Origin of the sequence: Streptomyces sp. NPDC046821 (assembly GCF_040645335.1) — a bacterium.
Classification (GTDB): Bacteria; Actinomycetota; Actinomycetes; order Streptomycetales; family Streptomycetaceae; genus Streptomyces.
Map to the genome: position 1 here is coordinate 415,715 of NZ_JBEYYB010000006.1, position 13,544 is coordinate 429,258.

Below are 13,544 nucleotides of genomic sequence, written 5' to 3' on the forward strand. Positions count from 1 at the left end.
CGCCGCGAGATGCTCAGGCACCGGCCCCGCGCATACGGCGCACCGGCTGGGCCGCACGCTCGGCGAGCTGCCCGATCATGAGCTGTACGACGGCCACCACTCCCGGGTCGTCGACGTAGTACACGTGCCGCCGGCCCTCACGGCGGGCGCGCACCAGGCCCGCGAGCTTGAGCTTCGACAGGTGCTGGCTGACGCCGGGCAGGGTGCCGCCCACCTGTTCGGCGAGATGGGTCACGTCGCTCTCGCCCTGCGCGAGGATCCACACGATGTGCAGCCGTGCGGGAGCGGCGAGCAGGCCGAACGCCTCGGCCGCCCGGGCGAGTACCTCGCCCGAGGGGTCCTCGCGCCTCTCGGCTGCCCCGATCCGTGCCGTCACGGCCCGCTCCCTTCCCGGACGGGCGGCCTCCACGGCCGCCCGGCCACATCCCAGTTGCCGCCCAATTCTAGGGCCGGGCAGATCCCGAACCCCCTCCCCGCAGGGGCGCACTGTTTATTTGTTGCGCAAGCAAGGGAACCGCGAGCCTTCCAGGGCCGTTGTACCTGGTGAACGGCGTTGATTCGGCGCCGGTTGGGCGTTTGATTCGGGTCACCGTGGCCCGGTGCGGAAGCGGGAGGAATGACGTGGGTGTTTCTCTGTCCAAGGGTGGCAATGTCTCGCTCAGCAAGGAGGCGCCGGGCCTGAGCGCGGTCCTGGTGGGCCTCGGCTGGGACGTGCGGACGACCACGGGAGCGGACTACGACCTGGACGCGTCGGCCCTGCTGTGCAACACGTCCGGCAAGGTGCTCTCGGACCGGCACTTCGTCTTCTACAACAACCTGACCAGCCCGGACGGCTCGGTCGAGCACACCGGCGACAACCTCACCGGCGAGGGCGAGGGCGACGACGAGAGCGTCAAGGTGAACCTCGCGGCCGTGCCCGCCGAGATCGACAAGATCGTCTTTCCCGTCTCCATCCATGAAGCGGAATCCCGGGGCCAGAGCTTCGGCCAGGTCCAGAACGCGTTCATCCGTGTCGTGAACCAGGCGAACAACCAGGAGATCGCCCGTTACGACCTCTCCGAGGACGCCTCGACGGAGACCGCCATGGTGTTCGGCGAGCTGTACCGGCACGGCGCCGAGTGGAAGTTCCGGGCCGTGGGCCAGGGGTACGCCTCGGGACTGCGCGGTATCGCCTCCGACTTCGGAGTGAATGTCTGATAGTCCGTCAACTGACGAGCCCTGCACAGGAGTCCGACACCCGGGCCGCCGTGGGACATGCCATCGACGAACAAGGCACGTAAACACTCCGCCAATTGCGCAAGTAGTAATCTGTGGCAATGTCGCGTCTCAGCGGCATCACTGCAGGTCGCGTCAAGTCGCTTGTCTCTCGGAGGAGTTCATGAGCGTGCCCTTGTTGAAGGGTGGCAACGTATCGCTGACGGGGCTGAGTCCCGGTCTCACCGGTGTGACGGTGGAGCTGGGGTGGGACGGCGGTTCCGCCCTCGACCTCGACGCCGGCGCGCTGCTGTGCGACCAGGGCGGCAAGGTCCCCTCCGAGCAGCATTTCGTGTTCTTCAACAATCTGACCAGCCCTGACGGGTCGGTGCGCCACCTCGGCAGCCAGTCCCCCGGCTCGGCGGCGGGCCGGGAGCGCGTCGAGGTGGACCTGGACCGGGTCCCGGCCGACATCACAAAGATCGTCTTCCCGGTCTCCCTCTACGAGGCCGCGGCCCGGGGTCACAACTTCGGCCAGGTCGGACGGCCGCACATCCGCGTTCTGGACCGGGACGGCGGCGCCGAACTGACGCGGTACGACCTGACACCCGGAAGCGTCACCTCGGAGACGGCACTCGTCTTCGGCGAGCTGTACCGGCACGGCAGCGCGTGGAAGTTCCGTGCGGTCGGCCAGGGTTACGCGTCCGGACTCGCCGGCATCGCCTCCGACTACGGCGTGGACGTACTGCGGGAGAAGGCCGCGGCGGCCCCGCACCAGCCCCCGGCCCCAGCCCCGCAGCAACCTTCGGCGCCGCAGCACCTTCCCGGGGCACCCGCCCCGCACGGGGCCTTCGCACCGTCGCCGACGGTTGCCGACGCACCGGTACCGCCGCTTCCCGCCACACCGCCCCCCTCACCCTCAGGGAGTTCTTCCATGACGTGCTTCTTCGATCCCCAGCACGGACCGGGCGTGGCCGCGGCCATGTGGTCCCCGCAGTGGGGCGTACCGCGCCAGATCCAGGCGTGCCCCGCCTGCGCGCAGCGCGTGCAGACGACTCCGCCGCCGTACTACACGCAGCCGCAGGCGGGCTACGCACAGCCCCAGACCGGATACCCGCAGCCGCAGGCCGGATACCCGCAGGCCGGGTACCCGCAGGCCGGCTATCCCCAGCAGGGCTACCAGCAGCAGCACTTCGGGGACGGTCACCACGAGCAGGGCGGTCGCCGGTTCGGCACCGGGGCCCTGATCGGCGCGGGTGCGGCGGGACTCGTCGGCGGAGCGCTGCTGAACGAGGCGCTGAGCGACGACGAGCCCGACGTGGTCGTCAACAACTACTACGAGGGCGACGACATCGACTTCGAGTAGTCGGCGCCCACTCCGACACTCTGCATAGTTGCGCAAGCGCTAAAATGAGACTCGGGCGTGAGAGAGGCCGCCGTTCGGCCCCCGCCTCTCCAGCGAAGGGAGCGCCGCGTGTTCTCGGATGTCGGTCCCATGGAACTCATCACTCTGGCGATGCTCGCCGTCCTGCTGTTCGGCCCGGACAAGCTGCCCAAGCTCATCCAGGACGTCGCGGCGTTCGTGCGTAAGGTGCGGCAGTTCTCGGAGAACACCAAGGAGGAGATCCGCTCCGAACTCGGGCCGGAGTTCCAGGACTTCGAGTTCGAGGATCTGCACCCCAAGACCTTTGTGCGCAAGCACGTGCTGGACTCCGACCCGCTCGGCATCCAGGAGATCCGGGGCGCCCTCGACCTGAGGCCGGAACTGGCCGCGACGGCCGACGCCGCTCGCGCGATGGCGGACGGCACGACGACCTCCTCGGACACCACACCGTCCGAGGAGGTCACCGAGGGAACCGACCCCCGCTCACCTCTGCGCTACGACCCCGACGCCACGTGAGCTCGGGAGCGGTGGCGCGAAGCGGTCAGTCCGCGACCTTGGTCTGCGTGACCGGGCGCGCCGTGTCGCTGTCGCCCGGGGCGGTCTGAATGACACGCTGCGCCGTCGGCTGCGCGGAGGCGTCATCCGCGGACGGCACGTCCGCTTCCGGCGCTCCGTCGCTCTTCATGGCCCTGGTCTCGCTCTTGAGGATGCGCATGGACTTGCCGAGCGAGCGGGCCATGTCCGGCAGCTTCTTCGAGCCGAACAGCAGAATGATCACGATGGCGACGATCAGCAGGTGCCACGGTTCCAGTCCATTGCGAAGCACTTGGCCCACTCCTATCTCGGTTTCCCGGCCGTTCAGGACGCCCGCAGGGTGCTCATCACGCCTGCGTCAGGGCAGCGTCCATGATTGCTACCTTGCGCAACTGTATAGCCCGGGGGTGGGGCGAGTCGCTCCCCCGGCATGAACGATCGGCGACAAGCTCATGCACGTCACGGGCGCCGCTCACGCACCGCTCACGTGCCGCTCTCCACGAGCAACACGATCCGGTCGGGATCGAAGACCACCCACTCGGACGCGTTCGAGCCGAATGTGCGAAGACGGCACATCTCGAGCCCGTCCGACCGGGTCCACCAGCCGAGGACGGTGCCACGAAGCGGCCAGGTCTCCCCGGCGGCGTTGATCAGAACGCGGCGGTACGCGGAGCGCACTTCGACCTCGGCAGGGGCCCAGTCACCCGATCGCGGATCCTGCGGGCTGGGCATTAAGGCGTTCGACACGGGCATCCCTCGGCCTTTCCACCACACGGACAGAATTGTTTCAATTATTGCGCAAGCATCTAGGTGCTTGAAGGGTATTCGAAGGGCCGTCTGAAGGGCCGTTTGATCTGAAGGGCCGTTTGAAGGGTCCAGGGCTCGAGCTTCAGCGGAGCCCTACGCATCGGAGTCGGGTTGGCCGGTCGCGGCGGCGTACGCCTGAGCCGGCGTCATGGGTACTCCGTTGATCTCGACGGTCTTGTACTGGCTGACCTTGGAGCAGCTCCCGGAGTTGTCCGCGGTGCGGGCGTGGGATCCGGCGGCGGCCTGGGCGGTGTCCGCGGGGACGGGCCGCTCGCTGCTCTCGGGGTACGCGGTGCCGCTGGGCCAGTCCGTGCCGATCACCAGGGTCAGACCGGTGCCGCTCTGCTTGAGGTGCGAGGCGGGCAGGCGCAGGGCGCGGGCGACGGTCAGCGCCTCGGCCTTCTGTCCGGAGCCGTAGGTGAGCGTGGTCGACGTCGTGTGCGGGGCGTTGCCGGCGGCCTTCGTACCCGGGGCGAACCCATCGGCGGTGAGCGCGGAGGCGACGGCGGCGGCGCGACCGGAGGTGGCAGTGCCGTTGGCCACCGTCACGGCGATCTCGGAGGCCGGCACGGAGGAGGGAGTGGCCGAGGGCGTGGCCGATGCGGAGGCGGTTGGGGCTTTCGACTTGTCACCGCCGCCGTGCGTCGTCAGGGACTGGTCATCGGCGATGGTGGCGAACAGCGCCTTCGCGGCCTCGGCCGGGACGAGCCGGTTGGCGTCGTCCGGCGCCGGGACCGTCTGCATGGTGGTGAAGGTGGTCCGGTCGGTCGGCACCTTGTTCATGTCGGCGGCCAGGCCCACGAGCTGCTTCACGCTGCCGAGACCGGTGTCCACGGTGAGGGCTTTGGTGGCGGCGTCGGCCAGCCCGTACACCGCCGTGGGGTCGGTCAGGGTGCCCGCGCTCTTGAACTTGCGCAGCATCGAGGACAGGAAGATGTGCTGGGCGTAGGTGCGGCCCAGGTCGCTGCCGTCGCCGAAGCCGTGCCGGGAGCGGACGAACTCGAGGGCCGCGACGCCCTTGAGGGTGTGGCTGCCCTTGGACAGCTTCAGGTGCGAGTACGTGTCGTAGACATTGGAGCTGACGCAGACGTCGACACCGCCCACCGCGTCGGACATCTTGACCACGCCGGAGAAGTCGAGCTGCACGAAGTGGTCGATCGGGATGCCGGTGAGCTGGTGGACGGCGGCCACCTGACAGGCGGGGCCGTGGCCCAGTGCGCTGTTGATCATGCCGCGGTAGCCGGGGGTGGAGGCGCCGGTCTTGGGGTCGGTGCAGGCCGGGATGTCCGTCTCGGTGTCGCGGGGGATGCTCATCATCGTGGCGTTGGAACGGTCGGCCGATACGTGCACGACCAGCTCCACGTCCGCGTTGCCCACGGACTGCACGCCGGTTTTGGCGCAGCCGCCGCCCAGCTTGCAGTCGGCCTTGCTGGTCCGCCCGTCAGAGCCCATGACGAGGATGTTGATCGGCGTCCGGCCGAAGGCGTCCGGCTTCTCCTTGCCTCCGGCCCCGTCGGTCAGTGCGACGCTGCGGATGTTGCCGTTGAGGTGCTGGTAGAACCACCAGCCGGCGCCCGCCGTCGCCACGAGCAGGACGGACAGGCAGATCAACGCGATGCGCAGGCCCCGCCTCCGGCGTCCGGCCTTCGCCCCCTTCTTCGGGGCGCGCCGCCGCGAGCGGCCACCGCCGGACGCACGATGCCCGCTCCGCGGACCTGCCTGCTTGCCGCGCCCGCCGGTGCGCTGGCCCGGCACCCGGGCCCTCGTACCCCCACGTTTCGTCTCGTCGACGGATCCGTCTCGCAGGCCGCTCATTTCGTACTCCACGATGGTCCGTCGGTGACCGGCGTCCGGGCGTACGAAGCGTGCGCGGCGGGGTGCCGGTCAGTATTATTGCGTAGTTACGCAATCTAGCAAGCTGCCGGGTTGGTCCCGCACCCCGTACGGAAAAGCACGTGCGGCACACGCTTGACCAAGCCGTGTGCCGCAGGCAGGTGAGTCGGTCGCGGATCAGCGCACGCCGAGCGCTTCGCGCAGCGTGGTGAACAGGTCGGTCTGGTCGGTGACGCCGAGGACGCGGTACGCCTGCGGGCCCTGGGCCGCGATACGGACCTCGGTGCCCGTGTGCTCCTGGGACTGGCCCGGGGTGTTGGTCGAGTAGTTGACCTTCAGCGGCTGGCCCTCGTCCGTGACGAGCGTCGAGGACAGGCCGGGCGGCGTGGCCTCGACCGGCACGATCTGGCTGGTGTGGCCGTGGTCGGCGGTGGTGACCACCAGGGTGTCCGGGTGCTTGGCCGCATAGGCGCGGGCGACCTTGACGGCGCGGTCGAACGCGGCGGTCTCGCCGATCTGGCCGCACGGGTCGGCGGCGTGGTCCCGCTTGTCGATGGAGGCGCCCTCGACCTGGAGGAAGAAGCCCTTGTTCGCGTGCCTGGCCTGTTGCCTGTCCTCCAGGAGCTGGATGGCCTTGGCCGTCTGGTCGGCCAGGTTCGGCGTGGCGGCCGGGCGGTCGGGGTTGGAGGTGACGCAGCGCTGCGGGGCGGTGCCGCCGACCGCGGCGGCCTTGCCGGTCCACTCGGTCGGTACGTTGCCGGGGGCGAACAGGCCGAGCAGCGGCTTGTCGCCCTTGGCCGCCTTCAGCGACGCGTCGTCCGTGACGACCTGGTAACCCAGCTTCTGCGCCTGCTCGGTGACGGTCTGCCCCTTGTACTTGCCGTCGGTGACCTTCTGGTCGAAGCGCTGCTTGCCACCGCCGAGGAGCACGTCGACCCGGTGGTCGACGCTCTGCTCGGCGATGGATCCGGGGCCGCCCTGGGCGATGGTGTCGGTGGGGCAGCTCGCCATGTCGGCGGGGCCCTGGCAGGAGCGGTCGGTGGCGTGCGAGGCGAGGACGGCCGGGGTGGCGTCGGTGAGTTCGGCGGTGGTGACGCTTCCGGTGGCGAAGCCGCCCTTCTGCGCGAGCTCCAGGATGGTGGGGACGGCCTTGTCGGTGTCCGGCGTCTTGGAGATGCGCCCGTTGACGGTCTTGACGCCGGTCGCCCAGCCGGAGCCGCTGGCCGCGGAGTCGGTCACGTACTCCGGAGTGCCGTCCTTGTGCACGGCGTACGTGGTGTAGGCGCCGGTCATGGGGAACCTGTCCATGTCCAGACGGCCGCCCGCACCCACCGTGTAGTCGCGGGCCAGGGTGATCTCCGAGTCACCCATGCCGTCACCGATGAGCAGGATGACGTTCTTCGCCTTCCCGCCCTGGACGGCGCTGCGGGCCTGGTCCTGCGTGCTGACCGCGCCGGCCGACGCGGTGACCGCGACGACGGCCGCGGTGGCGGTCGCCACCGACACGGCGGCGACGAGGTGGCGGCGGGGCAGGCGGGCTCTGGGCATGTCATGAACTCCTGGCTCGTTTCCGGGTCTTGGCCTCCACAGCCCACCAGCCGTTGGTGAACCGGAGCGGACATCGGCCCATCGCCCCGACGACGCGTGGGAGACCTGGATGTACGCGGTTCGCGTCGCAGCGCAGGCCAGGCGCTGCGGACGCCTGTCTCCGGCATCACCAGACGCGCGTTCGGGCTCCGGCCCGCGCGTGCGGGCCGGAGCGGTGTTGGTCAGCCGGTGGCTCTGGCGGCGTCCTGGATGAGCCTTGCCGTGGTTTTCGGGTGGCTGATCATCGCGACGTGGGACGAGGTCGGTACTTCGACGACCTTGCGGAAGTTCGCTCGGCGGTACATCCAGCGTTCGGCCGCGGGCGGGATCGCCTTGTCCTGGCCGGCGACCAGCCCGTACGACGGGATCGTCCGCCACGCGGCGGCCCGGGTCGGATAAGTGAAGGAGTCCGCGTCGAAGGGCCGCTGGGTGGCCTGGAGGAGTCGGAACGCAGCGGTCGACACGTCGGCGGCGAAGGCGGCCTGGCCGTCCTTGCTCAGGTACAGGTCGGTTCCGGTGGTGCCGTCGGGCTTCGTGTACGGGACCGGCACGCTCACGGGCAGGACCTCGCTGCCCGGGAACTTGTTGATGAGCTCCCCCTGGGTCTCGCCCACGTCGGGCACGAACGCCGCGATGTAGACCAGCGCCTTGACGTTGCTCTTTCCGGCGGCGGCATTCGTGATGACGGTTCCGCCCATGGAGTGTGCGACCAGCACGATGGGCCCGCTGATGGAGTCGAGCAGACTCGCGATGTACGGGGCGTCGGTGGGGATGCCTCGCAGCGGGTTCGACCCGGCGATCGTGGTGTAACCCTCGCTCTGCAGCTCCTGAATGACTCCGTTCCAGCAGGACGAGTCGGCGTAGCCGCCGTGGACCAGCACGATGGTCGGCTTGGCGCCCGGCGTGTTGTCGCCGGTGACCGCGGCGGCGGCGCTGCTCGGGGTGAGTATCGCGGCCGATGCCGCGGCGGCCGCTCCGGTGGCGATGACTCTGCGGCGGGTGAACGTGCGGTGTGCGGACATGTGGGTCTCCCTCGGCGAAGTGGGTGGAGGTGCGCCGGGGCGGGGTGCCCGCCCGGGCGGCGCGGGAGTTGCTACGCGTTGCCGTTGCGGCCCTCGGCGGCCTGGGTGATGACCGCGGCCACGGATGCGGGGCGGGAGACGTAGACCGCGTGGCTTCCGGGGGTCTCGGAGACGATGGCGCCCGTGCGCTCGGCCATGGCGCGCTGGGCGGGCGGCGGGATCATGCGGTCATCGGTGGCGACCAGGTACCAGGCGGGCTTGGCCCGCCAGGCCGGTTCGGAGACGGCGCCTTCAAGTGCCGCCATGCCCCAGGGGACTTGGGAGTCGGCCAGGAACGCGGCCTCGGAGGCGGGCAGGTCGGCGGCGAACGAGTCGGCGAACCTGGTGCGGTCCAGGAACAGGAACCCGCCCTGCGGGGGCAGGATCGGCGGCACCGGTGCGCCGGGCGGCGGGTCGGCGATCAGAGTGCTGACCGACTCTCCCTTGTCCGGGGCGAAGGCGGTGATGTAAACGAGTGCGGCGACGTTGGGGTGGTTGCCGGCCTCGGTGATGACTGCGCCGCCGTAGGAGTGGCCGACCAGCACGGCCGGTCCGTCGAGGCGGTCGAGGATCTGGTGGGTGGCGGCGACGTCACCGGCCAGCGACAGCGTGGGGTTCTGCACGACGTGCACCTGGTAGTCGTCCGCGGCCAGTTGCTCGTAGACACCTTGCCAGCCCGAGCCGTCCACGAATCCGCCGTGGACGAGCACGATGTTCCTGATGGTCGCCATGGTCGCTCCTGTCGGAGAGGGACAGGTCCGGCGCCTGTCCGGTGGCGCTCAGTCAACTCCCGCGGCAGGTGCCGGACCATGCAGAACAGCACGCAGAAGTTGCTGCCTGTCCGTACCGGCGCGCACCGTCGGCCCGTGGTTCTCAGAGGGCGGCGAGGTCGCGGCAGCGGCGGTACGCCTCCGACTCGCCGCTCGCCTCGAACACCGCCGCCGCACGGGCGTAGGCACGTCGGCTTTCCTGCGTGCGGCCGTCCTCGGCCAGCAGGGCCGCGAGGGCTTCCAGGGCGCCGCCTTGGTGGTAGTCCGCGTCGTACGGCTCCATGAGGTCGGTGGCCTCGGTGAGCTTGGTGATCGCTTCGGAGCGGTGGCCGAGTTGGGCCAGGCACCGGCCGAGGTCCGCGAGGTAGTGGGGTCGCAGGTGCGCCGCGATGCTCGGCGTGATGCCCGAACGCTCGTCGCTGACCAGGGCGAGCGCCTCACGGAATCTTTCCGCCGCCTCGGCATGACGCCCGGCGTCGCGCAGGCAGTAACCGAGATTGCTGACGCTCGAGAAGTACGCGTCGGTGTCGCCGAGGGACCCGAACAGCTTCACCGCCCGGGACGCGGAACTGACGGCCGCCTCGTAGTGCTTGAGCTTGCGCCGGGCGATCGCGATATAGCTGTGCGACCAGGCGATCTGTGCCGTGGCGTCGGCGCGGGTGGCCAGGTCCAGCGCCTCCGCCGCACAGCGCAGCGCACCCTCCGGGTCGTCCAGCGGGATGGCGTGCACCCAGGCCTGATAGTTCAGCTGGGTCGCCTGGTTCAGCGGATCGCCCAGGGCTCCGGCGGCTCGGGCGCCCAGTGTGAAGACTTCCCGCCAGTGCGGCGCGTGCACCCATTGGTCGGAGAACCAGTGCATGGCCTCGGCGCAGTCCAGCACGGCGGCGTATTCACCGGCTTCCTGGGCCTGCCGCAGGGCGCCGAGCCAGTTGTCCAGGTTCGCCCGCAGCCACAGGTCGGCCTCCTCCAGACCTGACAGCACCACCAGATCGGCATCGGGCCCGTCGGGGCGGCCGTAACCGGGCTCGAACCACCGCCCTGCCATCGTCGCCATCCGCAGCAGCCAGGACCTCACCTCGACGGTCAGCGCCTTGCGGTCGGCTGCCGTCTCCTCCCGCTGCAACCGGTCGCGGGCGAAGAGACGTACGAGGTCGTGAAAGCTGTAGCGGCCCGCGGCGCCGTCGTGCAGCAGGCCGAGATCGACCAGCTCGTCCAGCGCGTTCCAGGCTGCCGTGCGTTCCACGCCGCCGACCACGGCCGCGACCTCGGCGCCGAAGTCCTGACCCGGCACCACGGACAGCCGGCGGAACACCCGCCGCGCGACGACTCCGAGCTGCTCGTACGACATCCCGAACGCGTTGGCGATCTTCAGGTCGCCGGCCTTGAAGTGCTCCAGGCGCCCTTCTTCGTCCGACAGCCGGGCGGCGAGTTCAGTGACGCTCCAACCGGGGCGGCTGAGAAGCCTGTTGCCGATGATGCGCAGCGCCAGCGGCAACCCGCCGCACAGCTGCGCGAGCCGGGACAGGGCCTCAGGCCCGTCCGTGTCGGAACGCTCGCCCACGATGCCGGTCAGCAGATCCATGGCCTCCGGCAACTGCAGCGGACCGAGGACCAGACGGCGTACGCCCTCCAGGCCGGCCAGCAGGCGTCGGCTGGTGACCAGCACCCGGCTCGGGCCGTCCGCCGCGAGCAGCGGGCGGATCTGCTCCTCGGACGCGGCGTCGTCGAGGACCACGAGGACCTGCCGGTCGCGCAGCAACGACCGGTACAGGGAAGCCCGTGCCTCGGCGCCGGTCGGCAGCTGACGTTCGGCGACGCCGAGCGCACCGAGCAGGAGCCCCAGTGCGTCCTCGACCGGCCGGGGCTGCGCCGACATGCCGAAGAGATCGAGGAAGAGCACCCCGTCGGGAAATCCGGGCCGCAGCGCGTGAGCGGCGCGGATGACGAAGGTGGTCTTCCCCGACCCCGCCGAGCCGGTGACCAGCCCCACCACCGCGCCACCGGGCGAGACCCCGGCGCGGACCAGCTCGTCCATCCATACGAGCTCCGCCGGCCGGCCCGTGAAGTCCGCGACCGAGCGCGGAAGTTCGCACAGGCCGGCCGGGCGGGTCCAGTGGTCACGCAGACGGCCGTCCCGCGCCAGCTCGACGAGCCGCTCTCGGCTCTCCCCCGGCAATGAGAGTGCGTCCGCCACCGCGACGACCGTCCGGTGCTGGGGTCCCCTGCTCCGCCCCCGCTCCATGTCCGACAGCGTGCGGACACTCACTCCGGATGCTTCCGCGAGTTGTTCGAGCGTCAGGCGGGCTGTCTGCCGATGGCGGCGCAGCAGCTCCGCGAGACTCGGGTCATCAGCGATGGGACACCTCGCGCGGGGCGGAACAGTGACGTGAACCGTTCGTACGGAGGCAAGCGTACTGAGGCCACGTCGAATTCGCCGCTGGAGTCAGATGCGTGGGCCGAGGAAGCAGCCGCCGGAGGTGTCGATGACCTGGCCGGTCACCCAGCGGCCGGCTTCGGAGGCGAGGAAGGCCACCACGTCGGCGATGTCGTCCGGCTGACCGACGCGAGGAATCGCGTTGCCGGTACCGACCATCTTCTGGACGTCGGGGTTGCCGAGCATCCACGGATTCATGTCGGTGACCGTCGGCCCCGGTGCCACGGCGTTGACCGTGATGCCCCGTCCGCCCAAGGACTGGGCGAGGGAGCGGCTGAGCACTTCGACGGGCGCTTTGGTCATCGCGTACGGCGCCTCGGGCATCGCGATCCTGGTCGCGGCGGTGGTCACGTTGATGATCCGGCCGTTGTCGTTGAGCAGCGGCAGGGATCGCTGGATGATGAAGAGCGGCGCCTTGGTGTTGATCGCCACGAGCCGGTCGAACGCTTCCGGTGTGATGGCCTCGACGGTTCCGCCGGTGTTGATGGCGGCGTTGTTGACCACGATGTCCAGCCGTGCCCGGCCGGTCCTCGCCTCCAGGCCGGCGGCCAGGGCGGCGAACAGTGTGTCGATGTCGCCGGGCACCCCCAACTCGGCCCGCACCGGGAACGCTTGGCCGCCTTCCTTCTCGATCAGCTGCACGGTGTCGGCGGCCGCGCTGTCGTTGCTGCCGTAGTGCACCGCCACGAGTGCTCCCGCGGCTGCCAGCCGCAGGGCGATGGCCCGGCCTATCCCGCGCGAGGCGCCGGTCACCAGTGCGGTCTTGCCGGTCAGGTCCGTCATGTCGTCCCTCCAGGGGCGTGGGTCGTGAGTCGTGGGTCGTGGGATTCGCTCGTCGGCTATGTTTGGTCTCAGGCACGATCCCGATCAACTACCAAGCGCGCAAGGTGAATTAACCTCAGGGTTAACGTGAGGAGGGGGCGTGGAGCTGCGTGATGTCGAGATCTTCCTGACCCTGGCCGAGGAACTTCACTTCGGCCGCACCGCGGCTCGTCTGCATGTCACTGCCGCTCGCGTCACCCAAGCGATCAAGAAGCAGGAGCGCCAGATCGGCGCCCCGCTGTTCGACCGCAGCAACCGCACGGTACGGCTGACTCCTCTCGGCCGGCAGCTGCGCGACGATCTCTGGCCGATGTACACCGGCCTCCACGCGAGTCTGCGCCGCGCCAAACTCGCCGCCCAGGGCGTCACCGCCGTGCTGCGAGTCGGCACGCTCCCGTACAACACCTACGACCTGCTGCCCTACTGGGAAACCTTCCGCAGCCGTCACCCCCAGTGGAAGCTGCAGATCCGGATTACGCCCTACGTCGACCCGTTCGCCGCGCTGCGCCGAGGCGACATCGACGTTCTCGTCGCCTGGCTGCCCGTTGAGGAGCCCGATCTGACGGTGGGGCCGGTGCTGCTCACCGAGCCACGCGTGTTGGGTGTAGCCGTCGAGCACGAACTGACACGGTACGAAACCGCCTCGGTCGAGATGCTCGCCGATTTCGCGCACTCCGACGCCCCGTCCAGGCCCGACTACTGGGCCGACAGCTACTGCCCCTCCCACACTCCCGCCGGCCACCGGATCGAGCGCGCCCCACTGGTGCGAAGTGCCGACGAGGTGCTTTCCCTGGTCAGCACCGAAGAGGCCGTCAGCCTGTTCCCCCACCACGTCAGCCGCTACTGGCAGCGGCCCGACATCACGTACCTGCCCGTGCGGGACATGGACAGGCTCTCCTTCGCGCTGGTGTGGTCGGCCGAGGCGGAGAACGAGACGATCCGGGCCCTCGCCCGGACCGTCCAGGACCTCGGCCCGCTCGACGTCACCGGACTCTGAACGAACCCTCCCCATTGGACAATCCTGCGCGACCACCGCCCGCCGGCCCGGGAGTCCGGGACGGCGGGCGGCCCGAGCAGGTGTCACACCGGAGTCACCTCAGGCCCGAGCGGGAATCGCG

General features: G+C 69.9%; 13 protein-coding genes. 4 read left to right on the forward strand and 9 right to left on the reverse strand.

Annotation, left to right across the window (positions count from 1 at the left end):
- Window positions 1-13: 13 nt before the first annotated feature.
- Window positions 14-376: a metalloregulator ArsR/SmtB family transcription factor gene (locus ABZ893_RS14890; protein WP_361402362.1), complete on the reverse strand. Its 363-nt coding sequence runs from the start codon at window positions 374-376 to the stop codon at window positions 14-16.
- A gap of 245 nt (window positions 377-621) precedes the next feature.
- On the opposite strand from ABZ893_RS14890, the gene ABZ893_RS14895 reads away from it, so the two are divergent.
- The 3 genes from ABZ893_RS14895 (at window position 622) to ABZ893_RS14905 (ending at window position 3,094) form a co-directional block, all read left to right on the forward strand.
- A complete protein-coding gene (locus ABZ893_RS14895) occupies window positions 622-1,197 on the forward strand; it encodes a TerD family protein (protein WP_361402365.1) in 576 nt (191 codons plus the stop codon).
- 181 nt (window positions 1,198-1,378) lie between these two features.
- Window positions 1,379-2,560, forward strand: a complete 1,182-nt coding sequence (locus ABZ893_RS14900; RefSeq protein WP_361402368.1) for a TerD family protein — start codon at window positions 1,379-1,381, stop codon at window positions 2,558-2,560.
- Between the two features lie 108 nt (window positions 2,561-2,668).
- Window positions 2,669-3,094, forward strand: coding sequence for a sec-independent translocase (locus ABZ893_RS14905; protein WP_361402371.1), 426 nt, complete (start codon window positions 2,669-2,671; stop codon window positions 3,092-3,094).
- A gap of 25 nt (window positions 3,095-3,119) precedes the next feature.
- On the opposite strand, the gene tatA is transcribed toward ABZ893_RS14905, so the two are convergent.
- The 8 genes from tatA to ABZ893_RS14945 form a co-directional block, all read right to left on the reverse strand.
- The gene (gene tatA / locus ABZ893_RS14910) at window positions 3,120-3,404 is read right to left on the reverse strand and encodes a Sec-independent protein translocase subunit TatA (RefSeq protein WP_361402373.1); all 285 of its coding nucleotides are present in this window, start codon (window positions 3,402-3,404) and stop codon (window positions 3,120-3,122) included.
- Between the two features lie 191 nt (window positions 3,405-3,595).
- A complete protein-coding gene (locus ABZ893_RS14915) occupies window positions 3,596-3,859 on the reverse strand; it encodes a hypothetical protein (RefSeq protein WP_361402376.1) in 264 nt (87 codons plus the stop codon).
- Window positions 3,860-4,012: 153 nt separating this feature from the next.
- Window positions 4,013-5,734 (reverse strand): LCP family protein, encoded by a 1,722-nt coding sequence (locus ABZ893_RS14920; protein WP_361402379.1) that lies wholly within the window; start codon window positions 5,732-5,734, stop codon window positions 4,013-4,015.
- Between the two features lie 195 nt (window positions 5,735-5,929).
- Window positions 5,930-7,300 (reverse strand): alkaline phosphatase, encoded by a 1,371-nt coding sequence (locus ABZ893_RS14925; RefSeq protein WP_361402381.1) that lies wholly within the window; start codon window positions 7,298-7,300, stop codon window positions 5,930-5,932.
- A gap of 221 nt (window positions 7,301-7,521) precedes the next feature.
- Window positions 7,522-8,361: an alpha/beta hydrolase gene (locus ABZ893_RS14930; protein WP_361402384.1), complete on the reverse strand. Its 840-nt coding sequence runs from the start codon at window positions 8,359-8,361 to the stop codon at window positions 7,522-7,524.
- Window positions 8,362-8,432: 71 nt separating this feature from the next.
- The gene (locus ABZ893_RS14935) at window positions 8,433-9,131 is read right to left on the reverse strand and encodes an alpha/beta hydrolase (RefSeq protein ID WP_361402387.1); all 699 of its coding nucleotides are present in this window, start codon (window positions 9,129-9,131) and stop codon (window positions 8,433-8,435) included.
- Between the two features lie 142 nt (window positions 9,132-9,273).
- Complete coding sequence (locus tag ABZ893_RS14940; protein ID WP_361402487.1) at window positions 9,274-11,601, reverse strand: helix-turn-helix domain-containing protein; 2,328 nt, start codon at window positions 11,599-11,601, stop codon at window positions 9,274-9,276.
- Window positions 11,602-11,613: 12 nt separating this feature from the next.
- On the reverse strand, window positions 11,614-12,387 hold the full coding sequence (locus ABZ893_RS14945) for an SDR family oxidoreductase (RefSeq protein WP_361402390.1): 774 nt from the start codon (window positions 12,385-12,387) through the stop codon (window positions 11,614-11,616).
- A gap of 139 nt (window positions 12,388-12,526) precedes the next feature.
- Here ABZ893_RS14945 and ABZ893_RS14950 point away from each other — a divergent pair, with 139 nt between their 5' ends.
- Window positions 12,527-13,423 carry a LysR family transcriptional regulator gene (locus ABZ893_RS14950; protein ID WP_361402393.1) on the forward strand — a complete coding sequence of 299 codons (897 nt, stop codon included), beginning with the start codon at window positions 12,527-12,529 and terminating at the stop codon, window positions 13,421-13,423.
- Window positions 13,424-13,544 lie beyond the last annotated feature (121 nt).